The 25,304-nt window shown below is 33.5% G+C and carries 23 protein-coding genes and 1 tRNA gene; 15 read left to right on the top strand and 9 right to left on the bottom strand.

Annotated elements, in window-relative coordinates:
* Positions 1-50: 50 nt before the first annotated feature.
* Positions 51-899 carry a hypothetical protein gene (locus HOG71_09185; GenBank protein ID MBT5991018.1) on the top strand — a complete coding sequence of 283 codons (849 nt, stop codon included), beginning with the start codon at positions 51-53 and terminating at the stop codon, positions 897-899.
* Positions 900-934: 35 nt separating this feature from the next.
* On the opposite strand, the gene HOG71_09180 is transcribed toward HOG71_09185, so the two are convergent.
* Together HOG71_09180 and HOG71_09175 are read right to left on the bottom strand one after the other, a co-directional pair.
* Complete coding sequence (locus HOG71_09180; GenBank protein ID MBT5991017.1) at positions 935-3,865, bottom strand: serine hydrolase; 2,931 nt, start codon at positions 3,863-3,865, stop codon at positions 935-937.
* Between the two features lie 6 nt (positions 3,866-3,871).
* Positions 3,872-5,287: a tetratricopeptide repeat protein gene (locus HOG71_09175; protein MBT5991016.1), complete on the bottom strand. Its 1,416-nt coding sequence runs from the start codon at positions 5,285-5,287 to the stop codon at positions 3,872-3,874.
* Positions 5,288-5,577: 290 nt separating this feature from the next.
* On the opposite strand from HOG71_09175, the gene gdhA reads away from it, so the two are divergent.
* The 3 genes from gdhA (at position 5,578) to HOG71_09160 (ending at position 8,005) form a co-directional block, all read left to right on the top strand.
* The gene (gdhA, locus tag HOG71_09170) at positions 5,578-6,915 is read left to right on the top strand and encodes an NADP-specific glutamate dehydrogenase (GenBank protein MBT5991015.1); all 1,338 of its coding nucleotides are present in this window, start codon (positions 5,578-5,580) and stop codon (positions 6,913-6,915) included.
* 113 nt (positions 6,916-7,028) lie between these two features.
* A complete protein-coding gene (locus HOG71_09165; GenBank protein MBT5991014.1) occupies positions 7,029-7,478 on the top strand; it encodes a GatB/YqeY domain-containing protein in 450 nt (149 codons plus the stop codon).
* A complete protein-coding gene (locus HOG71_09160; GenBank protein MBT5991013.1) occupies positions 7,475-8,005 on the top strand; it encodes a CvpA family protein in 531 nt (176 codons plus the stop codon). Before HOG71_09165 ends, HOG71_09160 begins: the two co-directional genes overlap by 4 nt.
* Here the strand turns inward: HOG71_09160 and HOG71_09155 are convergent, their stop codons facing one another.
* Both HOG71_09155 and HOG71_09150 read right to left on the bottom strand, forming a co-directional pair.
* Positions 8,006-8,956, bottom strand: coding sequence for a GNAT family N-acetyltransferase (locus tag HOG71_09155; GenBank protein MBT5991012.1), 951 nt, complete (start codon positions 8,954-8,956; stop codon positions 8,006-8,008). It lies immediately after the preceding gene.
* Between the two features lie 22 nt (positions 8,957-8,978).
* Complete coding sequence (locus HOG71_09150; GenBank protein MBT5991011.1) at positions 8,979-9,830, bottom strand: glycerol acyltransferase; 852 nt, start codon at positions 9,828-9,830, stop codon at positions 8,979-8,981.
* A gap of 143 nt (positions 9,831-9,973) precedes the next feature.
* Here HOG71_09150 and HOG71_09145 point away from each other — a divergent pair, with 143 nt between their 5' ends.
* The 10 genes from HOG71_09145 (at position 9,974) to HOG71_09100 (ending at position 19,743) form a co-directional block, all read left to right on the top strand.
* Entirely contained in the window at positions 9,974-10,858 is an 885-nt protein-coding gene (locus tag HOG71_09145; GenBank protein ID MBT5991010.1) for an NAD kinase, read from the top strand.
* 83 nt (positions 10,859-10,941) lie between these two features.
* Positions 10,942-11,835 (top strand): hypothetical protein, encoded by an 894-nt coding sequence (locus HOG71_09140; protein MBT5991009.1) that lies wholly within the window; start codon positions 10,942-10,944, stop codon positions 11,833-11,835.
* Positions 11,836-11,854: 19 nt separating this feature from the next.
* Positions 11,855-12,703, top strand: a complete 849-nt coding sequence (locus HOG71_09135) for an outer membrane beta-barrel protein (protein MBT5991008.1) — start codon at positions 11,855-11,857, stop codon at positions 12,701-12,703.
* Positions 12,704-12,804: 101 nt separating this feature from the next.
* On the top strand, positions 12,805-13,635 hold the full coding sequence (locus HOG71_09130) for a hypothetical protein (GenBank protein ID MBT5991007.1): 831 nt from the start codon (positions 12,805-12,807) through the stop codon (positions 13,633-13,635).
* Positions 13,636-13,695: 60 nt separating this feature from the next.
* Positions 13,696-14,490 carry a hypothetical protein gene (locus tag HOG71_09125; GenBank protein MBT5991006.1) on the top strand — a complete coding sequence of 265 codons (795 nt, stop codon included), beginning with the start codon at positions 13,696-13,698 and terminating at the stop codon, positions 14,488-14,490.
* A 30-nt stretch (positions 14,491-14,520) separates the two neighbouring features.
* Positions 14,521-15,276 carry an isoprenyl transferase gene (locus HOG71_09120; GenBank protein MBT5991005.1) on the top strand — a complete coding sequence of 252 codons (756 nt, stop codon included), beginning with the start codon at positions 14,521-14,523 and terminating at the stop codon, positions 15,274-15,276.
* Positions 15,263-17,743, top strand: coding sequence for an outer membrane protein assembly factor BamA (gene bamA, locus HOG71_09115; GenBank protein MBT5991004.1), 2,481 nt, complete (start codon positions 15,263-15,265; stop codon positions 17,741-17,743). Before HOG71_09120 ends, bamA begins: the two co-directional genes overlap by 14 nt.
* A 52-nt stretch (positions 17,744-17,795) precedes the next feature.
* Complete coding sequence (locus tag HOG71_09110; GenBank protein ID MBT5991003.1) at positions 17,796-18,329, top strand: OmpH family outer membrane protein; 534 nt, start codon at positions 17,796-17,798, stop codon at positions 18,327-18,329.
* 62 nt (positions 18,330-18,391) lie between these two features.
* Positions 18,392-18,907 (top strand): OmpH family outer membrane protein, encoded by a 516-nt coding sequence (locus HOG71_09105; GenBank protein ID MBT5991002.1) that lies wholly within the window; start codon positions 18,392-18,394, stop codon positions 18,905-18,907.
* Positions 18,908-18,912: 5 nt separating this feature from the next.
* Positions 18,913-19,743 (top strand): glutamate racemase, encoded by an 831-nt coding sequence (locus HOG71_09100; GenBank protein MBT5991001.1) that lies wholly within the window; start codon positions 18,913-18,915, stop codon positions 19,741-19,743.
* Here HOG71_09100 and clpX read toward each other — a convergent pair.
* The 5 genes from clpX to glmM all read right to left on the bottom strand — a co-directional run bounded on the left by clpX (position 19,725) and on the right by glmM (position 24,611).
* Positions 19,725-20,939 carry an ATP-dependent Clp protease ATP-binding subunit ClpX gene (gene clpX / locus HOG71_09095; GenBank protein MBT5991000.1) on the bottom strand — a complete coding sequence of 405 codons (1,215 nt, stop codon included), beginning with the start codon at positions 20,937-20,939 and terminating at the stop codon, positions 19,725-19,727. The two genes, HOG71_09100 and clpX, sit on opposite strands and share 19 nt — an antisense overlap.
* Before the next feature lie 5 nt (positions 20,940-20,944).
* Complete coding sequence (gene clpP, locus HOG71_09090) at positions 20,945-21,625, bottom strand: ATP-dependent Clp endopeptidase proteolytic subunit ClpP (GenBank protein MBT5990999.1); 681 nt, start codon at positions 21,623-21,625, stop codon at positions 20,945-20,947.
* Entirely contained in the window at positions 21,618-22,997 is a 1,380-nt protein-coding gene (locus tag HOG71_09085) for a hypothetical protein (GenBank protein MBT5990998.1), read from the bottom strand. Before HOG71_09085 ends, clpP begins: the two co-directional genes overlap by 8 nt.
* A 35-nt stretch (positions 22,998-23,032) precedes the next feature.
* Positions 23,033-23,114: transfer RNA gene (locus HOG71_09080), tRNA-Leu, on the bottom strand.
* 114 nt (positions 23,115-23,228) lie between these two features.
* Entirely contained in the window at positions 23,229-24,611 is a 1,383-nt protein-coding gene (gene glmM, locus HOG71_09075) for a phosphoglucosamine mutase (protein MBT5990997.1), read from the bottom strand.
* Between the two features lie 234 nt (positions 24,612-24,845).
* On the opposite strand from glmM, the gene HOG71_09070 reads away from it, so the two are divergent.
* The coding region (locus tag HOG71_09070) for a phosphatase PAP2 family protein (GenBank protein ID MBT5990996.1) at positions 24,846-25,304 on the top strand (459 nt) is incomplete at its 3' end.

Here is a 25,304-nt window from a genome sequence, read left to right as displayed (position 1 = left end):
TCTTATTTGATTCTTTTTAATATATTCGTATCCAACTCAAAATACAAATTATGAACTATTTTAAACTTCTTCCTATTCTTTTCATTCTTCCACTATTTATTGTTAACTGTGATAAAGAACCAAATGAGCCTGAATCAAAGGGTTTAATGACAGCTCAAATTGATGATGTTGCTTGGGAAGCAAAAACTAAAACTGCAAATTATGTAGGTGAGTTTCTTACAATAAAAGGAGTTGCTGAAAATGGTCAAACTATAATTGTCGAAGCTAAAGTCGATAAAATAGGTTCGTATAATTTAAATTGGGCGTATTCAGGAGATGGATTTTATATGCCTGTTGAAGATGGATCTCAAGGACAATATACAACCAGCGATGCTCTATCTCCTGGTGGAACACTTAAGGTAACAAAGCTTGACGCAACTAATAAACTTGTAAGCGGAACGTTCACATTTACAGGCATTAATCTATTTGATATGGTTGAAGTAACCAATGGCGTTTTTACTGACATCCCTTTTGAAGGGGAAGTTTATAATCCTTCAAATACAGATAATTCAATAACATGTAAAATTGATGGGCAATCATGGAAGCCTATATCAGTTTATGCTATGGAATCATTGGGACAAATTGTGGTATCCGCAACTAAATCAAGCAATAGTATTCTTGGTTTATCAATTGTTTCTTCAATAAATGTCGGCTCATATACCCCAAGTTCATTCGGAGATAAAAGAATCCAATATGTATCAAACTCTGAAACATTTATGATTGAAAATGGAAGCTTGGTAATTACCGAGCATAATAAAACAGGCAAGGTGATTAAAGGTACTTTTAATGGAACTGCTGAATCAGTTACAGGTTCAGCAACGCATTCCATAACTGATGGTAGTTTTTTGCTAAAATATTAAATTCAAATGAACTTAGGAGTATTGACTATATAAAACTACTTTAAAAGTTCATTATAAATTACTTCTTGAATTTTTGCCCTGGTTTTGTTGTGCCAGAGTTTTTTATTTTCAGATGTTGGAAAGGTGCGATTGGATAAGAAAATATATATAATATCATTTTCTGGATCAGCCCATGCACAAGTGCCAGTAAAACCAGTATGTCCAAAAACAGAGGCTGGCACATTACGACTGGTAGGGCTGTAGTTTTTGAATGTGTCCATTTCTGGTTTGTCAAAGCCAAGAGCTCTTCTGCTTACTTTTGAACTTCGATTTGTAAACTTGTTTATTGTGGAAGCATGGAAATACTTTTGTCCTCCGTACTCTCCACCATTAATGAGCATTTGAAGTAATTTAGCTAAGTCGTTGGCGTTCATAAATAGTCCGGCATGACCTTCAACTCCTCCTAAAAGTGCTGCGGCAGGATCATGTACAAACCCCTGAACAGTATCAAACCTAAAATAATTCTCAACTTCGGTAGGTGGAATATCCAGAATATTGAACCAAGTAGAGGGATTAAAACCAGTACTAGACATACCCAATTGCAAATAATAATCTCTCGCTAATAGGCTTTGGAAAACTTCACCACTAGCCCTTTCTACGATCTGTTTTAAGAACATGAAATCAAGATCGCTATAGGCATAATCTCCCTTTTTCTTGACTTCAGTATTATAGATCATATCCCAAATAGTATCAATAATTGCTTTATTTGCAAAGAGATTTTTATTTGCATGAATGCTAAAACTATCATTCGATACGTTTGAATAATAATAGGGCATTTGCATTTTATTCTCATCTATTGTTGTTTTGTAAAATGCTATCCAGGGTTTAAATCCGGCTTCATGTAATAGCATTTCACGAATTGTAGCTTGTCCGTATTTGTGTTTTGAACTTCGGCTAACATATTTTCCAAGTGTGTCGTTAAGGCCAATCTGCTTATTTTCATACAGCTTCATTATTGGAAGTAATGTAGCAGCTATCTTGGTTATACTTGCTACATCGTATATGTGAGAATTTTCAACTTTTACTTCCTTTTTATATGTGTGAAATCCAAAAGACTTGCTATAAAATACTTTTCCTCCTTTTGCGATGAGTAGCTGACATCCGGGAGTTTCTTCATTTTTAATAGCATTTTCAATTATTTTTTCAATAAATGCAATTGACTTAGTCGAGAAATTAAGCTCATCAGGAGTTGAATATTTTAGGCGTATCGCTTTCTTAATTGATATTCCGCTTCCATATGGAATACTTGTGTTTACAGTAACCGGCAATTTGCCAGTAATGGGTATTCCTCCAAATAGAGCTTGTGCAGCTACTTGCTGAAATTCTATATCTTGCTCACCTATTTGCAATATAGTTTGAACTTTATCAAAATATTTTAATGCATAAGGACTCCCGAAATTAACCAGGATAACATTCTTTTCTTTAGCAACAGAGTTAATAAAATGAATCACTCGTGGATCAATGTTGAAATTTCGGATATTGTATTTTGCAACATCTTGAATGCTTATTATAAGTGTATTGTATTTATTTACAATATGTTCTAGTTTATTGAGTAATTCATAATTGCAACTTGCGGGATAGGAAAATGTGTTAATTTGCGTATAAAGCTGCAAGTGCTCATGAAAATCATTGTTCGAATCACCTCCGAAGTTTATAGCTGCTATATGTCTATTTTCCAGATTAATGAATGGAATTGTCAGGCTATCATTCTTCACCAATGTAACTGCCTTTTCGGCTAGTTGTCTTTTCAATAAACGTGTTCTGGAATTATTTAAATCTGAGGTTAGGTTTTCAAGGATAATTTTCTTCTCAGCAAACAAACCATGATTGATTTTTGAAATCAATACTTTTTTAACCTTGTAATTTATTAATTCCTCAGATATAAGGCCTTTTGCAATTGATTTTTTGATTGCAGATACTGCTTTTTCGATATCTTCAGGAAAAAGCAAAATATCGTTTCCTGCCTGCAAGGCTTTAACTTCCTTAATCCCTGATTTAAAATCACGGGAAACTCCCTTCATATTCAATGCATCAGTAAAAATCAAACCTGAAAAACCGATGTCATTAACCAAAAGTTTGTTAATAGCATTTTCCGATATTGAAGTTGGTAATTTATTGTTTTTATCGATAGCAGGAACATACAGATGGGCTACCATGATACCTTCTACTCCACCTTTTACCAATTTATAAAAAGGGTATAATTCGTTTCGCTCTAAATCTTCAATAGATTTACTAATAACTGGTAGATCCTTGTGAGAATCAACATCAGTATCTCCATGACCAGGGAAATGCTTGGCTACAGCCATTACATTATTGTCTTGCATTCCCCTCATATAGGCTAAGCCTTTTTGCGTAACTAATTCTCTGTTTTCTCCAAACGAGCGAAGATGTATGATTGGATTTTTAGGATTGATATTAATATCGATTACTGGTGCAAAATTAATATGAACTCCTATTCGCTGGCATTGATAAGCCACCTCTTTCCCCATCTGGTATATTAATTCATTATTTTGAATAGCGCCAAGAGTCATTTGCCTGGGGAAATTCAATACGCTGTCCATTCGCATACTAATCCCCCATTCTGCATCCATGGCAATAAAAAGAGGGATGTTGGAAATTGATTGGAGTTTATTTGTGAGTTTTGCTTGTTTATAAGGTGATCCCTGGAAGAATAGAACGCCCCCAACATGGTAGTTCTTAATGAATTTGACTAATTCTTCATCATTTTCTTTCTCATCAGTATATGCATTAATCATGATCAATTGTCCGATTTTCTCTTCTAAAGACAATGAATCAAGAAGCAGTTGAGCTTTATCGGCTGTTTGATTTTTTTCGATAAATTCTTCGTAATTAAACTGATTTCCTGAGTTTGAAATCACTGAAATGGCACAAACAGTAAAAATAATTGCCAGAAAATATTGCTTCATTAATTGCTAAGAATAAAGGGTTATCGAGCCTCCATGAGAATCGATTATATTTACAATTTTTTCTTCTGAAAAAAGAAAAGGAAAATATTCAAAAAGAAGGCCCGCTTTATTGGAGTCAAGTTTCAATGCTTTTTCGAGATAAAAATCCGCATCCTCATGCTTATTATCATACATTATTCCCGAAAGAATATAGTAGAGTTCTGCATTTTTATCGTTGAAAGTAATAGCATCTATTAAGCGTTCTATAGCAGAAGCAGTTTTTTTATGATCATTTAAGTATAAACTGAAATCAATAACTGCTTCAGTATGGTAAGGGTTTAATTCAAGAACCTGAACAAAGGCATCATGTGTTTTGGCAAAATTATCAAGGTAGGAATAACAAGTTGCCAGTTCAAACCAATATTTGTCATTGAAAGGAAATAATTTGATCGCCTTTTCAAGATGCGAAACGGCTTCCTCGTATTTTTCATTATTGGATAATGATAAACCCAAGCCAAACCATGTGTCAGGAAATTCAGCATTTAATTTTAAGGACTTTGTAAAAAATAAATTAGCCTTCTCATTCTCCTCAAGGAAGAGGTAGGAATATCCAAGTTGTAGATATACTAAAAAATCCTCTCGACCAAATCGAATGGATTCTTTGTAAAACTCGACAGCTTTTTCGTATTTTGTTTGATCGAGGAAGTTGTTTGCTAAATTAAAATAGGTATTCGGATTATTTGAATTCAGTGCCAAGGCCAAATCGAATGCTTCAAAAGCTTTTTCATAGTGGCTTTGAAAATTGTAAATCAAGCCTAAGTTGTTCCATAATTGGTCTGAATACGGATTTTTGTCAACAATTTTTTGATATGCTTTCACAGCATTTTCAGCTTCGTCAATCACCTCATAGCATTGCGCAAATTCAATAATTGCTTCTTCGTTTTTGATATCTTCTTGAACTGTTTTTTGCAATAAGTGCATCGCTTCTCCAAAGTTTTCATGTTGCAGATAAACGAGGGCTTTCATGTATGTTAGTTCAAGTCTATTCGTATTATCTAATCTTAATGCATGGTCAAGGTGTTGTATGGCATCTTCTTTTTCGCCAAGTTCAAAATAGACCTTACCTAATAAAAACTGAATTTTTGGATTATTGGAAGAAATTAATTCAGCACGTTCCAATAAATCTAAAGCCTCTTCATGTTCTGTTTTCGAAATGAGCAACTCTGCTTTGGAAAGTAACAATGGAATACTATAGGGATAGTTTTTTAGGGCAACAATAGCAGTTGCCAATGCTTTATCTTTATTGTTTAAATTGAGGTAATATTTAATAATGGATTGAAAATCCGATATTTCAAAAAAAGAATAATCGTCAGCTTTAGATTGCTGTTCAAAAAATCTAATTAGTTTTTTAAGGGATGAACCGTTCTGGTCAATTAAATCCATAGTTGATTATCTGATGTAATACCAATTTTTTTGTAGTCCACAAATTAACAAATAATCAGTTAATCTTAATCGCTTGTTTTCCACATATTTTTCAATATTTTTAAATTATTTCTGATTAATTATCAGAGATGAATCATATGCAATTTACAATGTTTAAATATTCAGAATATCAGTTGTTTGCATACTGTTATCGAATTAACAATAATAATTCTATATTATTCTTGTTTGTGAAAATAAATTTATAATATTGTTGCTCGTTTTTTAACACATTAAAATTAAATCATATTAAAATGGATAACAAGGTTAAAGAATTTATGGCAAAAATTATTGCCAAAAATCAAGGTGAAGTAGAGTTCCATCAGGCAGTTGAAGAAGTTGCTGAAACTCTTGTCCCTTATATTGAAGAAAACCCAAAGTACAAGTCTGCAAAAATTCTTGAAAGAATTGCAGAGCCTGAAAGAGTAATTATATTTCGTATTCCTTGGTTGGATGACAAGGGCGAAGTACAAATTAATCGAGGTTTCAGAATTGAAATGAATAGTGCAATTGGACCTTATAAAGGTGGAATGAGATTTCATCCAACTGTAAACCTGGGTATTCTTAAGTTTCTTGCATTTGAGCAAGTACTAAAGAACAGTTTGACAACATTACCAATGGGTGGTGGTAAAGGTGGATCTGATTTCGATCCTAAAGGTAAATCAGACAATGAAGTAATGCGTTTCTGCCAAAGCTTAATGACTGAGTTATGTAGGCATATTGGTCCTAATACTGATGTTCCTGCAGGAGATATTGGTGTAGGTGGAAGAGAAATTGGATTCATGTTTGGTCAGTACAAAAGAATCAGAAATGAATTTACTGGAGTTCTTACAGGTAAAGGAATTGAGTGGGGTGGAAGTTTAATTCGCCCAGAAGCTACAGGTTATGGTCAGGTATATTTTGCAAAAGAAATGCTTAAAACTCGTGGTGATAGCTTTGAAGGTAAAATTGTTACAGTATCTGGTTCAGGTAATGTTGCACAATATGCAACACAAAAAGCAACTGAGTTTGGTGGTAAAGTAGTTACATTGTCCGATTCAGCTGGTTACATTTATGATCCAGCAGGAATTGATGCTGAGAAACTTGCTTTTGTTATGGAGCTTAAAAATGTTAAGCGTGGACGTATTAAGGAATATGCTGACAAATATGGCTGTACATACGTTGAAGGTAAAAGACCTTGGGAAGTTAAATGTGATGTTGCTTTACCAAGTGCAACACAAAATGAAATCGATGGTGATGATGCTAAAAAACTTATCGCTAATGGTTGTTTCGTTGTATCAGAAGGAGCTAACATGCCTTCTACTCCTGAAGCTATTCTTGTATATCAAGATGCTAAGATCCTCTTTGGTCCTGGTAAAGCAGCTAACGCTGGTGGTGTAGCAACTTCAGGTTTAGAAATGAGCCAAAACTCACTTCGTTTATCATGGACAAGAGAAGAAGTTGATTCAAAACTTCATCAAATCATGATCAATATTCACGAAACTTGTGTGAAATATGGCAAGGAAGGTGATTATATTGACTATGTAAAAGGTGCTAACATCGGTGGATTTGTGAAAGTTGCTGATGCTATGCTTGCACAAGGTGTAGTTTAATCATTTGTAATAATATCTATACAGGGTTGTCTTAACAGGCAACCCTTTTTTTATTAATAATAGGATTGTTATTTTCAGATTGAATGAATTAATTTTGTATTAAAAGAAAGATTATGACATTAAGTGATACTATTAATACTGATCTTAAAGAGGCAATGAAAGCTAAAGATCAAGCAGGATTGCGTGCTATTAGAGCAATTAAATCTGCTATATTGTTGTTAAAAACTCAGGGAACTGGAGATGAGATATCAGAAAAAGATGAAATTCAATTGTTGCAGCGTTTGGTAAAACAAAGGAAGGAATCAATTGAGGTATATAAAAAACAAAATAGAGAAGATTTAGTGCAGGAAGAATCGGACGAGCTGGAAGTGATAACAAAATATTTACCGAAACAAATTTCGCTAAAAGAAATCGAAGATATTGTTAAAGTAATAATTTCTGAAACGGGAGCTTCAAGCATGGCTGACCTAAAGAAAGTTATGCCCTTGGCAATGGGAAAACTTGCTGGTAGGGCCGATGGTAAAACAATTTCAGAAGTCGTAAAAAAGTTGCTCTCAGCATGAACACACTAGATATAATTTTCTTGATTCCTTTGCTTTATTTCTTGATAACAGGATTTCGAAAAGGTCTTATTATTGAAGTTTTATCGGTTTTGGCTTTTATTATTGCAATAATTGGAGCTATGCAACTTTCGAATAAGTTGCTAATCAATTCTGGTATGGAATTAAATTCAAAATGGCTCCCTTATATTGCTTATATCGTAGTTTTTCTGGGCATTTTTCTCGCCATAATTACACTAGCTAAGCTTCTCCAGCGAATAATAAAAACTGCACAGTTGAATATCTTTAATCGACTTGCTGGTGCTTTATTTGGGTTCGTTAAAGTTGTTTTATTATTTAGTTTGTTATTATGGATTACGGATCAGGTGGATGTGATTCCAGCGAAAATGAAAAATGAATCCATTAGTTATCGCTATTTGGAGCCGGTCTCACCTCAAATAATCTCTTTCTTTACTGGATATAAAGAGGATGCAAAAGGAAGCATAGAACAGGTTGAAGATTTCTTTGAAAATATAGCTAATTCGCTTTAATTAAACTTTGCTAGCAGGTTTATCTTCTTTTTTATATGTTGAAAGGTGACGATCTTTTTTAATATCATAAATATCGTCAATTGCAATTATAATTCCCGATTCTTCAACATCACCAAATGAGTTATTGATGGCAGTTCCAAAATAATGCATGGTCGCAGAAAGATTCATGTATGCATTAACGAGTGGAGGAATGTTTTCCTTCAATCGTCTTACTTCCTGAACCAATATTTTATAATCATCCTGAAAAGTCTCCCCATAAAATGTATGTTCTAATTTTTTAATCTCAGTTTGAAAGGTTATTGGATTAATCGGTATTACTAGTTTGCTTTTATCTTCAAAATATTTTGACAAGAAAAAAAGAATCATATCTCGTGCACAAATATTAAAACGAGGATACATGGTAATTTTACCAAAGTAGTATTTAATTTGTGGATCATTAACAACAATAGCACCTAAGCCATCCCACAAATTATCAAGAGAATACATCCCTTTTCTAAAATTGTAAGTGAGTTGATACAAAGGCTGCACGAAAGAACGCCCGAGCTCAACAGTGTAAGGGATATAGTCTTTAATAAATGTTTCACTGAAATTAAATAATCCTGAAGTAGCTAACAGGGGTTGCCCATTTGAATCAAGTGCTACATCTTTACAATGAATAAATCGATAACCACCTACAATTTCTTCATCCTCAGGATCCCAGACAATAAGCTGCTTGTAAGGTGTTTGAGCAGTATCATAATCATCTAAATCGATGCTTTTACCTGTTCCCCCGCCCGCATCTCGAAAACTTATTTCCCTTAGTCGTCCAATTTCCTGTAATGTATTTGGGGAGTCATGATGTGTGATAATATAAATCTCATTGTTCCCATTATTTGTATTTCTGAGAAACCTGTCTTCGTTCAATTCTTTTTTTAGAAGACTCTTTTCTATAGGTTGAATAATTTCTTTCATAAGTTCGTTAAAATTTCACCGATTAAGCTTGAAAGGATTTGCCAGGATCGATTGCTAAATCATACACAAACTTACGTAATTTCTCAGCCCATTCAGTCTCACTATATGTATTATCAAATGTTGATATAGGAATAGGTTTACCAAAGGTGATGGTAATATTCTGATCTTTTTGTTTATACATTTCATTGACCAAAAAAAACATTTCTATATTTATTTTAATTTTTAGAAATCTTCTAAGGTTTGATAAATTATAGAAAAAATTAGAATTCCGTCCGTTTATATGGATAGGTATAATATGTCTGCTGGTTTGCTTTGCTTTGGTAATAAAACTTTTTTTCCATTCGAGATCTTGAATAATGCCTTTTTTTCGTCTGGATACCAATCCAAATGGGAAAGTTAACAACAATTCATTTGATTGATAAGCATTATTAATGATCCTTAATGCTTCTTTGGGACTTGATCCAATTTTATTAACAGGTAGAAATACGTTTTTAAGATTCTCAACAAATAATAAAAGGTCATTCACTATAAATTTTAAATCTTTTCGGATTTTTCCAATAGTGGCAATTAGCGCCAAGCCGTCCAATCCTCCAAGGGGATGATTGGAAACCATAATGAATCTTTCATTTAAGGCTTTTGGTAATTCTCCTTTAATAAATAGTTTTGCTCCAAATTCATCACATATGGCTTGTGCAAAGTCGTGCCCATGTTTGTCAATATTATTTTTAATAGCAGAATTTAAATCTTCTTCATGCAAAACTCTTCTAATCCAACGAATAATAATTTTAGGCGTAATTTTCAGTAAAAATTCGCTTTTCGACTTAATAACGTCTTCAATATCTATAAATTTCTTATACCTGCTAATTCTACTCATAAACTGAGTTCTCTTGTATTCTCATTTAATACAAAGTTAAAAAATAAAAGGACTATTTTAATTAAAAGCAGATGGTTGAATGAACTTTCTTTTACTTAAATTTGGAGTTATCAGAAGTGAGGAATAATTAGATCAGAATTGTGATGAAAGTAGCACTTTATTCAAAAGGGATTTTAGAAAATAATATTCAAGTTTATATGGATATTATTAACTGCCTGACAACAAACAATATAGAGTTGGTTTTGCATGAAGATTTACAAGTAGCATTAACTAATAATTTTAAGGCTAAGGATGATCGTATTGTTTATAAAAACTATTCAGAACTAATTCGACATAAAGTAGATTTTATGATCAGTATTGGAGGAGATGGTACTTTTCTGAATACATTACTTTTTGTTAAAGATTCTAATATTCCAGTTCTTGGATTCAATATTGGGCGATTAGGATTCCTTGCGAATAATTCTATTGATGAAATAGACAGTGTTATCCAAGCTTTAATTAATAATAAATTTATTATTGAAAGCAGATCTGTTATTGAATTAGAAACGTCAGCTCCTTTATTTAAGGAAGATCGCTATGCCTTAAATGATTTTACAATTCATAAAAGGGACAATTCATCTTTAACAGCTATTACTACGTATTTAAACGGAGAGTTTTTTAATAAATATTGGGGCGATGGTCTGATCGTGGCAACTCCAACCGGATCAACTGCTTATTCAATGAGTTGTGGTGGCCCTATTGTATACCCAGAAGCAAGTAATTTTGTCATTACACCTGTGGCTCCACATAACTTAAACGTTAGGCCTGTCATCGTTCCAGACAATGTTGAGCTTTCATTTGAAATAAATAGCAGAGAAGGCGGTTTTTTAATTTCATTGGATTCAAGATATAAAATAGTCGATGAAACATATAAATTAAAATTGAAGAAAGCCCCCTTTAATATTCAATTAGTAAGGCTTAATGATATGAAATTCAGTGATATAATAAGAGAAAAACTTAATTGGGGAATTGATAGTAGAAATGTTTGAATTATTAATAATTTGTTTTTATTTTTGTTATAATTCTATTCTGTATTATTTTTGTTAAATCTAACAGTCGTAAAAATAAAGTGATGAAACAATTATTGAAAGTATTTGTTGCGATTATATTTGTAATAGGAATGAGCCATAATGTTCATTCTCAAGATAAAGAAGTCGGTGTTTACCTGGGTGTAACTGAGTATTTAGGAGACCTGACATGGAAGCATGTTTCCTGGAATCAGAGTAAATTAGGCGGAGGAGCCTTTTTTAGATATTATTTTACTCCTAGATTTAATTTCAAAGGTGGATTGTATTATGGTAAAATCGAAGGCTATGATGGAGATAAAGATCCTGCACAAGTAGGAGCTGCCTGGAGTAGAGAAGGTCAGTTTTATTCTCACTTACTGGATTTTCATGGTCAGATTGAATATAACATTTTGCCCTTTATAAGTGGTAATAAATTAAGAAACTGGTCTCCCTATATTTTTACTGGAGTTAGTGTGTTTAATTTTAATCCAAAAGGCGTATTAAACGGTACCGTTTATGAATTACAGCCTTTAGGCACGGAAGGTCAAGGCAAGCCTGGCTACGAAGCTAAATATGCTCTAACCCAGATTTCTATACCTTATGGTTTTGGAGTTAAATATAGTTTCAAAAGGCCAAGAAGCAGTAAACAATTGAATCTCTATTTATGGAATATTGCATTGTATGTAAGTCAGAACAAAACATTTACAGATCATTTAGATGATTTTGGAGGTGAATGGCCAGATTATACTGATTTTAATATGGCAGATCCAAATGATGCAGCAGCTGTTCAATTGTCTGATAGACTTGGGACAATAGCTGGTGGTGTATTTACTTCATCACGTCCAAATGCTGCTAATGAAGCTTTTCCAAGAGGTAACCCGGAAGCTAACGATGCTTATATGTGGTTTGGATTCTCCATTTCAAAAACATTCAGAAAAAATACTTGTTTCTGTTTCTAATAATTCATAGACCATTTTCGTGCGAAAACTCCTACTGTTAATCCTACTAAGTATTCCTTTTATTTCCAATGCCCAATATTGGGAGGTAGGCGTATTTGGTGGCGTCAGTAGTTATTCTGGTGATCTTGTACAATCTGGAATTGACATCAAGGAGCTCCATCCTGCAACAGGAGCCATTGTTAGGTATAATGTAAATCAATGGTTTTCTGTAAAGGTAAATGGGTTCTATGGAACTATTTCTGGAGATGATGCAAATTCTTCTAGCCTTCAGCAAAAAACGAGGAACCTAAGTTTTAAATCATCTTTGCTAGATGTAGGAGTTCAGACTGAAATCAATTTATTAGGCTATAGCTCTCCGCATCCCAGGTATAATAGTTCACCCTATTTGCTTTTTGGAGTATCTGTTTTTCGATTTAATCCAAAAGCAGAATATCGGGGTGAGTGGTTTAACCTTCAACCATTGGGTACTGAAGGACAAGGAACAACCAAATATAACGATAGAGAAAAATATGCATTGACCCAATTGTGTATCCCAATGGGATTCGGATGGAAATATGCTATTAATCGTTATTGGAATATTGGTTATGAACTTGGGGTCAGAGTTACATTTACAGATTATCTGGACGATGTAAGTAAAACCTATGTAGAACCAGAAATATTAAGTGCTACTCATGGATTGGTTGAAATTAATGGCGAGAATATAGCAATTGCTGATGTTCTCGCTAATCGTACTGAAGAATTTCTTGGTACAAGATTGGATTTCAGTTCGGCTGAAGACAGAGGTGATCCAACTAATAATGATTTTTACATTTTTACTGGATTTACTATTTCTTATTCTATACTACCGAACGCTTGCTATAGATTTTAATTAATCTAATTGCCTCCCCATTCAAATCATTTTATTATTGTTTCTGGAATTATTGCTTAAAATTAATTTATCTTTGTTTTTGGTAAATTAAATACTGATTCATGAAAAAAATCGTTCTGTCAGCTTTCCTTTTTTTTCCAGTTTTTTTATATGCTCAATTTTGGGAAATTGGTGTATTTACAGGTGCATCCAATTATAATGGTGACTTTTCAGAAAGTGCCATTAAAATGAATGAAACTCATTTTGCATATGGTGGAATTATTCGATATAACATTAACCGCTATCTCACTCTAAAAGGAAATATTATCAAGGGAATGATTTCTGGTTCAGATGAAAATGCAAAGAAGTATTATCATCGGCAGTGGTCGCGTAATTTAAGTTTTAGATCAACAGTTTTAGATATTGGCATTCAACCCGAGTTTAATATTTTGGGATATAGAACTAATCATTTTACCTATAAGTCATCGCCCTATATTTTTGCTGGTGTTTCGCTGTTGAGATTCAACCCTCAAGCATTGTATAATGAGAAATGGACTAATTTGCAGCCATTAGGCACAGAAGGTCAATATTTGAATGTTCCTGAATATTTCGACAGAAGGTATAAACTAACGCAAATAGTGATTCCGTTTGGCTTTGGTTGGAAATACTCAATTGGAAAAAACATTAATATTGGCTGTGAATTAAGCGCTCGTAAAACGTTTACAGATTACTTAGATGATGTTAGTACTAACTATGTAGACTTAAAAGACTTACTGTATAGAAATGGGCTTATAGCCGTAAAGCTTTCTAATCGAACTGGAGAAATAGGAGATGAGTTGATTGAAAAGTCAGAAGATGATCCTCGAGGAAGCCCAGACGCAAAAGATTGGTATTATTTTGCTGGATTTACATTTACTTATTCTTTGCTACCCAGAGGCTGTTTAGGATATTAGGACAAAAATAATTAACATAAATAGTAATATTTTTCATTATCTGATGTTATTGGAAATAGTATGTTCAAGATAAAAATAACATTACTAATTCTGATGCTTCCAGTTTTTGTGAATGCACAAAACTGGGAAGTTGGTTTTCAGCTTGGAGGCGCTAATTATATTGGTGACTTAGCACCTGAAATCGTTTTTTCTGAAACGAAGATGGCCAGTGGCCTATTCATAAAGAAAAATGTTAATCCATTTATTTCGCATACATTCGCTTTTGTTCAAGGGCAAATTTCAGGAAATGATAATAATTTCAAACATCTTGAGATTCGAAATCTAAGTTTTTTTACAACTATTACAGAGTTTTCCTATCTATTTGAGTTTAATTTTTTCCCTTTTGGACTGGGAATTCATCCCAATAAGTTTACTCCATATGCCTTTATTGGAGGAGCTGGTTTTTTGTATGAACCACGCACACAGTACAATCAAAACATTATTAAGTTAGCTGGCCTTGACACTGAAGGAGTGCATTTAGAATCAAACAAAAGTGCATATTCCTTATATCAATTTGCTATTCCTCTAGGAGGAGGTATTAAATTCAAAGTGAATAAGTCCATAAATCTAACCATTAGTTATGGCTTTAGATATACGTTTACTGATTATTTGGATGACGTAAGCACCACCTATTATAATATAGATATACTTCAAAATGCGTATGGTCCAATAGCATCTGAGTTGTCTGACAGATCTTCGACCTCCATTGGTTATGACGGAAAACAGCGCGGGAGGCCTGATTTAATTGATTGGTATATGTTTACCGGAGTCGGTTTATCTTTTCAAATCAGAAACAAGGTTTGTTTCGAATTTTAGTACATTTGCGCTTCAAAGTTACAGGTCCAAATGATCCCAAATTATTTAAATAAAATCAATTTAGAAAAGCTTCCAAATCATATTGCTATCATTATGGATGGCAATGGAAGATGGGCTAAAGAAAATAATAAAAATCGGATTTTTGGTCATCAAGCAGGCGTAAAAACTGTTCGTCAAATTATTGAAGCAAGTGTAGAACTGAAACTGAAATATTTAACTCTTTATACCTTCTCCAAAGAGAACTGGAAAAGACCTCAGAGAGAAGTGAGTGCTTTAATGAATTTGTTGGTGGTTACCATTCGAAAAGAATTAGAAGAATTGAACAAAAACAATGCATCAATTCATGTTATTGGCGATCTGGACAAAATTCCCAAAAAAACATTGGAAGAAGTTCAAAATGCGATTGAATTAACCAAGAATAATACTGGCTTGAAAGTTGTAATAGCATTAAGCTATAGCTCCAGATGGGATATAATGAATGCGGTAACAAAAATAAAAAATGACTCTTCTGTGAATGAGAATCAACCTATTACTGAGGATTTATTTAAAAGTTACCTTTCTACTGCTGATTTTCCTGATCCAGAGCTTTTAATACGGACTAGTGGAGAATATAGAATCAGCAATTTTTTACTCTGGGAATTAGCTTACTCAGAGTTTTATTTCACCTCAAAAAAGTGGCCTGAGTTTTCAAAGGAAGACTATTACCAAGCTATTGTTGACTACCAAAATCGAGAAAGAAGGTTTGGTAAAGTAAGTGAACAATTATTATCTCATGATGAAAGTTAAATTAGCCCTTTTAGTTTTTACCTTTATTTGTGTAAAAAGTTTTACTCAGGTTAGTGTCGAAGATTTCGATTACACATTTCCTAAAAAGTATAAAATTCAATCTATTAATGTTAGTGGAGACGCTAATATTGATCGGGTTATTATTGTAGCATATTCTGGTCTTTCAGTCGGAAAAGAAGTTTATATTCCAGGTGATGAAATAAGCCAGGCCATTCGGAATTTATGGAAACAGAAATTGTTTTCAAATGTTATTTTATATGTCGATAGCCTAAGTGGCGAAAATGTATATTTAACCATTGATGTTAAAACACGACCTCGACTTAGCCGATACTCTCTAGATGGTGTTTCAAAATCCGAAGCTGAAAAAATCAAGGAGAAAATTTCTTTGGTTCAGGGAGAAATCGTTACACAACAGCTGTTGCAAAATGTCACGAATCAGGTTAAAGAATATTTTATTGACAAAGGATATTACAATCCATCTATAGAAATAAGTCAAACAGGGGATACCCTCTTTGCTAAAAATAGTGTTCAATTAAATATAAAAATAGCCAAAAATAGTAAGATTCGGATTGGGGAATTAATTGTGGAAGGCAATTCCATTGTTAAAGATCGAAAGATTAATAGCTTACTCAAGAAAACAAAACAATACAATAAATGGAATATATTTCGTACGTCAAAATATATAGAGACTCTGTATGAAGAAGACAAAGAGCGTATTATTGGACATTATAATACTTTAGGCTATCGGGATGCAAGAATTGTCTATGATTCTGTTTCGTTTGTAAATAATGAGTTTATTCGAATCAAAATACAAATTGAAGAGGGTGGGCAATATTATTTCAGGAATATTGTATGGACAGGAAATACAAAATATACAGTAAAGGATTTGGACGCAGTTTTAGGGATTATGAAGGGTGATGTTTATAATCCTGATTTATTAGAACAAAAACTTCACATGAGTCCAACCGGTATTGATATATCTTCCCTATATATGGATAATGGATACTTGTTTTTCTCAGTAGTACCTGTAGAAATAGGTGTTGAAAAAGATAGTATTGATTTGGAAATACGATTATTTGAAGGCCCTCAGGCCACAATAAGCTCAGTAACTATTTCTGGTAATTTACGTACAAGCGATCATGTTATTCTCAGAGAATTAAGAACGAGACCGGGTGAAAAGTTCAGTCGTGCGGATATTATTCGTTCTCAAAGAGAATTAAATCAACTGGGTTATTTTGATCCTGAACAAATGAATGTTATTCCAACTCCTGATCCTGAAAACGGTACGGTTGCTTTGGAGTATAAAGTGGTAGAAAAACCTTCTGATCAATTCCAGTTACAAGGAGGATGGGGTGCCGGTCAGTTTGTTGGTAGTTTAGGATTCGTGTTTTCCAACTTTTCTACAAAAAAGATGTTTAAACCAAAAGCCTGGAGACCTTTGCCTGCAGGTGATGGACAACGTTTAAGTATTCGTTTTCAATCCAATGCAAAATATTATAGTTCATTCAACTTTTCATTTACAGAGCCATGGTTTGGTGGTAAGAAGCCAAATTCATTTACTTTGAGTTTGTATCAATCTTTTCAATCAAACGGTATAAGTAAAGATAATCCTGATTTTCAACAGATTAAAATTACAGGTGCTACAGTAGGATTAGGTAAAAGACTAAAATTTCCAGATGACTTCTTTACTTTATATTCGGCAATTACCTATCAACGCTATGATCTGAATAATTATCAATATGAATTTACGTTTACTGATGGTTATTCAAATAATTTGAATGCAAAAATTGTTTTAGCCAGAAATTCCGTTGATCCACCAATATACCCTAGAAAAGGTTCTTCATTTTCTTTATCAGCTCAAGCTTCTCCGCCATATTCTTTATTTTCAAATAAGGATTATACAAATGCCTCTCAACAAGAGAAATTTAGATGGATGGAATATCATAAATGGCGTTTTGATGCTGCTTGGTATTTAACTGTTTTTGACAAATTAGTCGCACATGTTGGTATCGATATGGGATTTTTGGGAATGTACAATAGATCGATTGGTATTACACCCTTTGAGCGTTTTTACGTTGGAGGTGATGGTTTGTCAGGATATAATTTGGATGGACGTGAGCTAATCGCTTTAAGAGGCTATGAGAACAATTCACTTACTGCTGAAAAAAATGATGAAATAGGTGGAACTATTTTTAATAAATACACATTGGAAGTCCGATATCCATTTTCATTAAATCCAAGTGCAACAATATATGCTCTCGTATTTGCTGAAGCTGGTAATAGCTGGATAAATTTCAAGGAGTACAATCCATTTAGCGTCTACAGGTCTTTAGGAGCAGGTGTCAGGATCTTTATGCCTATGTTTGGATTACTTGGCTTTGACTGGGGATATGGCTTTGATGACGTTCCTGGGAGTCCTGCTGCCAACAAAGGTCAGTTCCATATTTCTATCGGCCAGCAATTCTAAATTTTGCTTTGGCACTTTTTATGTACTTTTAGTAAATAAAAATAACACAATCATGAAGTCACTCAAAATTACAACCTCCATTTTATTATTAGCTCTCTTTACATCAAACATTTCTTTTGCACAAAGTTTTTCCTATGTGGATACAGAATATATACTGGATAAAATACCAGAATATAAATCAGCCCAAAAGCAGTTAGATGAATTAGCTGAAAATTGGAAAGCTGAAATTCGTGTTAAAGTTCAGGAAGTGGACAATCTTTATAATGCCTATCAAGCTGAACAAGTTTTGCTCCCAGACGAAATAAGAAAAAAGCGTGAGAACGAAATCTTAAAGAAAGAGGATGAATTAAATAAATTAAAGGAAGCCAAATTTGGTAAAGAGGGTGATTTATTTAAAAAGAGAAAAGAATTAATTAAACCTATCCAAGATAAGGTATTTGATGCTATTCAAAAACTTGCTCAAAACGAAGGAATTGATTTCGTTTTCGACAAATCTGGTGCAGTAACAATGCTTTTTGTTAATGCGAAGTATGATCGAAGTGATGAGGTTCTGGAAATTCTTGGGATTGAAAATATCGAGAAATAAACTATATAAATTTCTCATAATAAGTCCTATTTTTGCCTTTTCAAAAAAATAAAAATCAAAATATGAAAGCCATTAAGAATGTAATTGCAGTAATGCTCATTTTATTTAGTATAGGTGTTAGTGCCCAAAATATTAAAATTGGACATATTAATACGTCACAGCTGCTTGCAACACTTCCTGAGGTCGAAACTGCAAAACAAAGTTTAATGGTATATCAAAAAGAACTGGAAGCGCAGGTGGATGTTTTGGTTAATGAGTATCGATTGAAAATTGCTGATTACGAGCAAAAGGCACCAAATTGGACCAATGCTGTTAAGAAAGATAAGGAAACTGAGATTATGCAATTAGAAGAGCGAATTAAAGTATTCCAGGAAGAAGCAACAAATGAATTGTCCGAAAAAGAAAAAGCGCTATTGCAACCAATTTTGGATAAAGTTAAAGCTGCAGTAGAAGAAGTAGCTAAAGAGAAAAATTACGATTATATTCTTGACACATCTGGAGGATCCGTATTGTTTTCCAAAGATTCTGATAATGTTACTTCTTTTGTTAAGAAGAAACTCGGTCTTGAAAATAAATAGTATCTGTGCCTTCGAATAAGCCAATTGGAATATTTGATTCTGGAATAGGTGGCTTGACCATAGCACATTCCATCTCAAAGCTCTTGCCAAATGAAGAGATTATTTTTTTTGGCGATACAGCTCACCTACCATATGGAAATAAATCTGCAAAAGCAGTAAAACATTATTCTGACAAAATAGTTGAGTTACTGCTTAAACGTTCTTGTAAAGTGGTGGTTATTGCGTGCAATACGGCATCTTCTGTCGCTTATACGGCAGTTAATAAAAAATACGGTGATCGTAGTATTATCATGAATGTAATTGATCCGGTTGTTCAGTATGCAGTGCACAAAATTCAATCACAATCTATTGGGATAATCGGAACAAAACGAACTATTTCTTCGAGGGCATATCCAAAAAAAATCAAGGAGTTAGATTCTACAATTGAAGTATCGAGTATGGCTACTCCTCTTTTAGCACAAATGATAGAAGAGGGCTTTTTTAATAATAATATAAGCAAGGCTGTTATTAATGACTATTTATCGCGAAAAACTATTCGTGATGTTGATAGTCTGATTTTAGGCTGCACGCATTATCCTTTGATTAAAAAAGAAATTAACGCTTACTATAAAGGTAAGGTAGAAGTGTTAGATAGTACGGATATTGTCGCTCAAGAAGTTAAAAGTATCTTGACAAAATACGATATCATGAATGAATCAGGTAGCGCTGTTGAGCATAATTTCTATGTTTCAGATTATACCAGCTCTTTTCAGGAAACGACAAAAATCTTCTTTAAGGAACAAGTTCCATTAAAAGAATTTCCGATTTGGGATTTTGATCAGGCTTCGTTTGATTGAACAAGTTTTAACTCATCCAATTTCTTTTTTACGTAATTCAAATTCACTTTGAATTCTTTCTTAGTGGAATCTGATGGAAGTTCATACATTGCATCAAGCATGATGTGCTCACATAATGATCGTAGACTTCTGGCACCTGTTTTCATGTCAATAGCCGTTTTTGCAATATATTCCAATGCATTCTGATTGATTGAAAACTTAACATCTTCCAGTGCAAATAACTTATGATACTGCTTTGTTAAAGCATTCTTTGGCTCGGTAAGAATTTTAAACAATGCCTCTTCATCCAATGGGTTCAAATATGTTACAACAGGAAGTCGCCCAATGAGTTCAGGTATTAAGCCAAAACGCCTTAAATCATGAGGCGTGGTATAGCGAAATGGATTGTCAAAGTTGTTCTTTTCTTTAACAACTGATTTGAATCCTATACTTTGCTTGTTAATACGATCCAAAATAATGCGCTCAAGACCATCGAAAGCACCACCACAAATGAAAAGTATGTTCTTGGTGTTGATTTTAACAAACTCCTGCTCAGGATGTTTACGTCCTCCTTTAGGAGGGACATTGATAACATGACCTTCCAATAATTTCAACAAAGCTTGCTGAACACCCTCTCCTGATACATCGCGGGTAATTGAAGGATTGTCACTCTTACGAGCTATTTTGTCTAATTCGTCTATGTATACGATGCCCGTTTCGGCTGCTTTAGGATTGTAATCAGCAGATTCCAGCAAACGTGTTAGAATTGCTTCAACATCTTCACCAACATAACCAGCTTCGGTAATTATAGTAGCATCGGCAATACAAAAAGGAACATCTAGCATTTTGGCAATTGTTTGTGCCAATAACGTTTTACCTGTTCCCGTACTACCTACTAAAATTATATTTGACTTATCAATTTCTATCTCATCTTCTGAGAAATTGTTTTGCAACCTTTTAAAATGATTGTAAACAGCTACGGAAATAACTTTCTTTGCATGATCCTGACCAATGACATACTGATCCAAAAATTCTGTAATTTCCTTTGGTTTTGGGATGTTTTTGGAAAAATCTCTTTGTTGGTTTCTGCCAATTTCGGTTTTAGCAATTTTATCTGCCTCGCCAGCACAAAAATTGCAAATATGACCTTCTTTTCCTTTAATAAGGATGTTAACATCATTTCGGACTCTTCCACAAAAGGAACATTGATCAGCCATTCTTATTACTTTCCTTGACTCTTTGTGAGAATTTCATCGATCATACCATAAGTCTTTGCTTCTTCCGATTTCATCCAGAAATCTCTATCAGCATCACCTTCAACTTTCTTTACATCCTGACCGGTGTGTAAAGACAAAATTTGATATAGCTCGTCTTTCAATTTAAGAATCTCTCGGGCTGTTATTTCAATATCTGTTGCCTGTCCTTGAACTCCTCCCATGGGTTGATGAATCATAACTCTGGAATGCTTTAAGGCAAAACGTTTGTCTTTTGCACCTGAACTCAATAATATGGCTGCCATTGATGCGGCCATACCCGTGCATATAGTAGCAATCTCTGGATTGATATACTGCATGGTATCATAAATACCCAAGCCAGCATACACAGAACCCCCAGGGCTATTGATGTATATTTGAATATCGCGCTTTGGATCAATTGATTCCAGAAAAAGAAGTTGTGCCTGGATAATGTTTGCAACATCATCATAAATAGGAACACCTAAAAAGATAATTCTATCCATCATTAATCGTGAAAATACATCCATAGTAACAATGTTTAATGGACGTTCTTCAATGATATTTGGTGTAATATAGCTATTTACTTTGTGAAACTGATCAAGTGTACTTCCACTTATTCCAGCATGTTTTATAGCGTAATTATCAAACTCTTTTTTATAATCAGTCATGTTGATGTTTTTCTTCGTGAATTTTCTTAAACTCCTCGATGGTTACTTGTTTTGCTTTAAACTCATTGTCAGCTTTGAGTTTCTCAAGCACTTTGTTAACCATTACTCTTTCTTTCATATACATTACGTTATTTTGGTTTTTCAGATAATCTGTCAAATAATTTTGCATCTGATCATCTGTAATACCGGTCATTCCGTATTGCATAAAGTAACTATTGATAAATAAGTAGGCCTCTTGAACAATTTCCTGTTCATTTATTTCGATTTTGTTTTTCTCAGAAATGTTTTTTGTAATGAGTGACCATTTTATTTTCTTACCAAATTCTGCTCTTTCTTTCTGCAAGTCTTCTGCCGAAAGATCTTTTTTCTTGTCTTTAAATTCTTCGTCAAACAATCTGTCCAGAAATTTAACAGGCATATCCAGCTTAACTTTGTCAATCATTACTTGGGTAATGTCATCAAAAAGCATGTTTTCACTACTCTTAACGTAGTTTGCCATTAACATTTCTTCAACATGAGCTCTAAACTCTTCCAGTGTTTTAGCCTTGCCAGCTGTTGCTTTATCAAATAAATCCTCATTGATTTCAGCTTTAATATGATGACTAATTGACATGATTTTTACATTAAAATCAGGATTTGCATCTTCAGCAGTTAGCTTCTCAATATTAAGGAAGGTAGCCATTTCATCTTTATCCGTGAAGATTTCATGTAAATTGACTTTTACCAGATCATCCTTCTTTTTACCCAGTACTGCTTCTTTTAGTTTGGGATTTAATTCTTCAATATTTTTGGCTACTTTCTGACTGATTCCATCTTCCAAAGCTTCATTATCTTCACCTAATTCAGTGATTTCCAAGAAAACTCTGTAATCATTTACATCATCAATTTGTTCTGGTTGTTTGTTTTCTCCATACGTAAACTGAATTTTATCAATTTCTTTATCGAGATCTTTATCCTCAATTTTAATGTCAAGAGAATTCAACTTCTTGAATAATTTTTCTTCTTCAATAATTATTTCATCTACTAATCCGATATCATATTTGAACTCAAACTCAGTGTCATTCTTTAGATCAATAGGATTGTCGGGTGCGATAGGTAAGGCGGGCTTTATAATTTCGATTTTATTATCATCAAAATAGCTATTAATGGTGTCTTCCAACTTGGCTTCTAATGCATCTTTCACCACATGTTCCCATAAATATTTTTTTGCTACACTATTAGGAACCATCCCTTTACGAAAACCAGGAAGATTTAATTTTTGTTTTTCAGCTTTTAATTTTGTGTTCGCCTCTTCTTCAAAGTCTTGAATTGATAGATTGACTGATAAAACAGCATCAAAACTTTTTTCCTCTTTAATCAATTTAATTTCCACTACGATCGTTTTTAGATTTTATAATCATGAAAAAGTGCGGAAGGGGGGACTCGAACCCCCACGCCTCGCGGCACTAGATCCTAAATCTAGCGCGTCTACCAATTCCGCCACATCCGCAAAATGGGTGCAAATTTAGGAATATTTCTATAGAAAAAATGATAATTTGTTGTTGAATATGAGTCTATAGAATGCAATTTGCACGGGTGTTAATTTTTTTAAATATATGTAGACTTATTGCAGTAATTCTTTAATATCAGACATTAATTTCCTGGCAAGATTTTCAGATGTTGTTTGCGATTTGCTTTCAGAATAAATACGGATAATAGGTTCTGTATTTGATCTGCGTAAATGAACCCAATCATTATCGAATTCAATTTTTACTCCATCAATGGTCGTAACAGGATAGTTCTTGTATTTTTTTTGAATTTCTGATAATATGAAATCCAGATCTGTATTTTCTTTTAGTTCAATTTTATTTTTTGAAATATAATAATTTGGATATTGTGCTCTTAACTGGCTGGCACTTTTTCCAGTTTTTGCCAAATAGGTTAAAAACAAAGCAATTCCAACCAAGGCATCTCGTCCATAATGTAATTCAGGAAAAATAACTCCTCCATTTCCTTCACCACCAATAATGGCTTTCTCATCTTTCATCTTTTTAACAACATTTACCTCTCCAACTGCTGCTGGAAAATAGCTGCAACCATATTTCTCTGTTACATCTTTTAATGCTCGTGTAGAAGAAAGATTGGAAACTGTTGTTCCTTTATTGTTTTGAAGAATATAATCTGCTATGGCAACCAATGTGTATTCTTCCCCAAAAAACTCACCATCATCCTTTACAAATGCCAATCGATCGACATCAGGGTCGACAACAATGCCTAAATCGGCATTCTTTATTTTTACTTCACTGGCCAAAAGAGATAAATTCTCAGGTAAAGGTTCTGGATTGTGAGGAAATTTACCATCAGGTGTACAATATAACTCATGAACTTTTTCAACGCCTAAAGCTTTTAGCAGTTGAGGTATTGAAATCCCTCCTGTTGAATTAACGCAATCAATGACCACCGAAAAATCAGCTTTTTTAATGGCATCTATATCTACTAATGGAAGTGCTAAAATTAAATCAATATGCTTTTGTATATAGCTGTCGTCTTGAGAATAGGTTCCCAATTCTTCAACTTGTGCATACTCATAAACGGCATTATCTGCATTCAATAGGATTTCTTTTCCTACTTCATCAGAAATAAATTCTCCCTTATGATTAAGGAGTTTAAGCGCATTCCATTGTTTTGGGTTGTGGCTTGCTGTAATAATTATTCCTCCGCCAGCATGTTCCGCAGGAACTGCTATTTCAACAGTAGGAGTGGTTGATAAACCTAAATCTACCACATCAATACCCATAGCCAATAAGGTATTTGTAACAATGCCAGAAACTATTTCTCCAGAAATGCGTGCGTCACGTCCAATAATAATTTTTCGATTTTGCTTATTGCTCAAAACCCAGTTGCCATAAGCAGCTGTGAATTTTACAATATCATCAGGTGTTAAGCCTTGGCCCACTAAACCTCCAATCGTTCCGCGTATTCCTGATATCGAAGTTATTAACGTCATTTCTATACTTTTTTTGGACGGCAAATATACCGAATTTAAATTCTTTACTGAATTAAATATTGGCATGAGTATATTAATCTATTCTCAATGCCCTTGAATTAAATATTATAATTGCTTTATTTTCGTCATGAAAAACACAATTTTTTATTCTTATAAGGTTAGTTCTGGAAATATGGATAATCATATAAAATTAATTATAAAAAAATTATGTAGGTTTGTTTTTAATTGATGGATATGAGCGAAAGTTTATTGAATTGGGATTTGCAGTCATTTGTTATAATTAATAGTCATTTAACATCTACTTTCCTCGACTTCCTCTGTCCTTTATTAAGAAACAAATATTTTTGGGCTCCTTTATATGCTTTTCTATTTTCCTTTTTGATCATAAACTATAAGGGAAAAGGTTTGTTGATGATTCTCTTTTTAGTTTTGGTTGTTGTCCTTGCCGATCAATTGTCCAGTGAATTAATAAAACCTCATGTTCGAAGGTTGCGGCCTTGTAACGATCCTTTTGTTAAGGAATATGTCAGGTTGTTAGTTGGTTGTGGAGGCGGCTTTAGCTTTCCATCCTCACACGCCACCAATCATTTTGCGGTTGCTGTTTACCTGACCACCTTGTTTTATTCGAAATGGAAATGGATATTGCCACTAAGTATTTTGTGGGCTTTCTCCATTTCATATTCGCAAATTTAT

Source organism: Bacteroidota bacterium (genome assembly GCA_018698135.1).
Classification (GTDB): Bacteria; Bacteroidota; Bacteroidia; order CAILMK01; family JAAYUY01; genus JABINZ01.
Note: the sequence above shows the minus strand (reverse complement) of the source record. Positions and strands in the feature narration are given on the sequence as shown.

Coding starts and splice junctions, on each gene's coding strand:
- HOG71_09125 (MBT5991006.1), top strand. CDS start 13,696: ATGTTCAAGATAAAAATAACATTACTAATTCTGATGCTTCCAGTTTTT.
- HOG71_09110 (MBT5991003.1), top strand. CDS start 17,796: ATGAAGTCACTCAAAATTACAACCTCCATTTTATTATTAGCTCTCTTT.
- HOG71_09140 (MBT5991009.1), top strand. CDS start 10,942: ATGAAACAATTATTGAAAGTATTTGTTGCGATTATATTTGTAATAGGA.
- HOG71_09180 (MBT5991017.1), bottom strand. CDS start 3,865: ATGAAGCAATATTTTCTGGCAATTATTTTTACTGTTTGTGCCATTTCA.
- HOG71_09150 (MBT5991011.1), bottom strand. CDS start 9,830: ATGAGTAGAATTAGCAGGTATAAGAAATTTATAGATATTGAAGACGTT.
- gdhA (MBT5991015.1), top strand. CDS start 5,578: ATGGATAACAAGGTTAAAGAATTTATGGCAAAAATTATTGCCAAAAAT.
- HOG71_09160 (MBT5991013.1), top strand. CDS start 7,475: ATGAACACACTAGATATAATTTTCTTGATTCCTTTGCTTTATTTCTTG.
- HOG71_09175 (MBT5991016.1), bottom strand. CDS start 5,287: ATGGATTTAATTGACCAGAACGGTTCATCCCTTAAAAAACTAATTAGA.
- HOG71_09145 (MBT5991010.1), top strand. CDS start 9,974: ATGAAAGTAGCACTTTATTCAAAAGGGATTTTAGAAAATAATATTCAA.
- HOG71_09165 (MBT5991014.1), top strand. CDS start 7,029: ATGACATTAAGTGATACTATTAATACTGATCTTAAAGAGGCAATGAAA.
- bamA (MBT5991004.1), top strand. CDS start 15,263: ATGATGAAAGTTAAATTAGCCCTTTTAGTTTTTACCTTTATTTGTGTA.
- HOG71_09105 (MBT5991002.1), top strand. CDS start 18,392: ATGAAAGCCATTAAGAATGTAATTGCAGTAATGCTCATTTTATTTAGT.
- HOG71_09120 (MBT5991005.1), top strand. CDS start 14,521: ATGATCCCAAATTATTTAAATAAAATCAATTTAGAAAAGCTTCCAAAT.
- HOG71_09130 (MBT5991007.1), top strand. CDS start 12,805: ATGAAAAAAATCGTTCTGTCAGCTTTCCTTTTTTTTCCAGTTTTTTTA.
- clpX (MBT5991000.1), bottom strand. CDS start 20,939: ATGGCTGATCAATGTTCCTTTTGTGGAAGAGTCCGAAATGATGTTAAC.
- HOG71_09155 (MBT5991012.1), bottom strand. CDS start 8,956: ATGAAAGAAATTATTCAACCTATAGAAAAGAGTCTTCTAAAAAAAGAA.
- glmM (MBT5990997.1), bottom strand. CDS start 24,611: ATGACGTTAATAACTTCGATATCAGGAATACGCGGAACGATTGGAGGT.
- clpP (MBT5990999.1), bottom strand. CDS start 21,625: ATGACTGATTATAAAAAAGAGTTTGATAATTACGCTATAAAACATGCT.
- HOG71_09185 (MBT5991018.1), top strand. CDS start 51: ATGAACTATTTTAAACTTCTTCCTATTCTTTTCATTCTTCCACTATTT.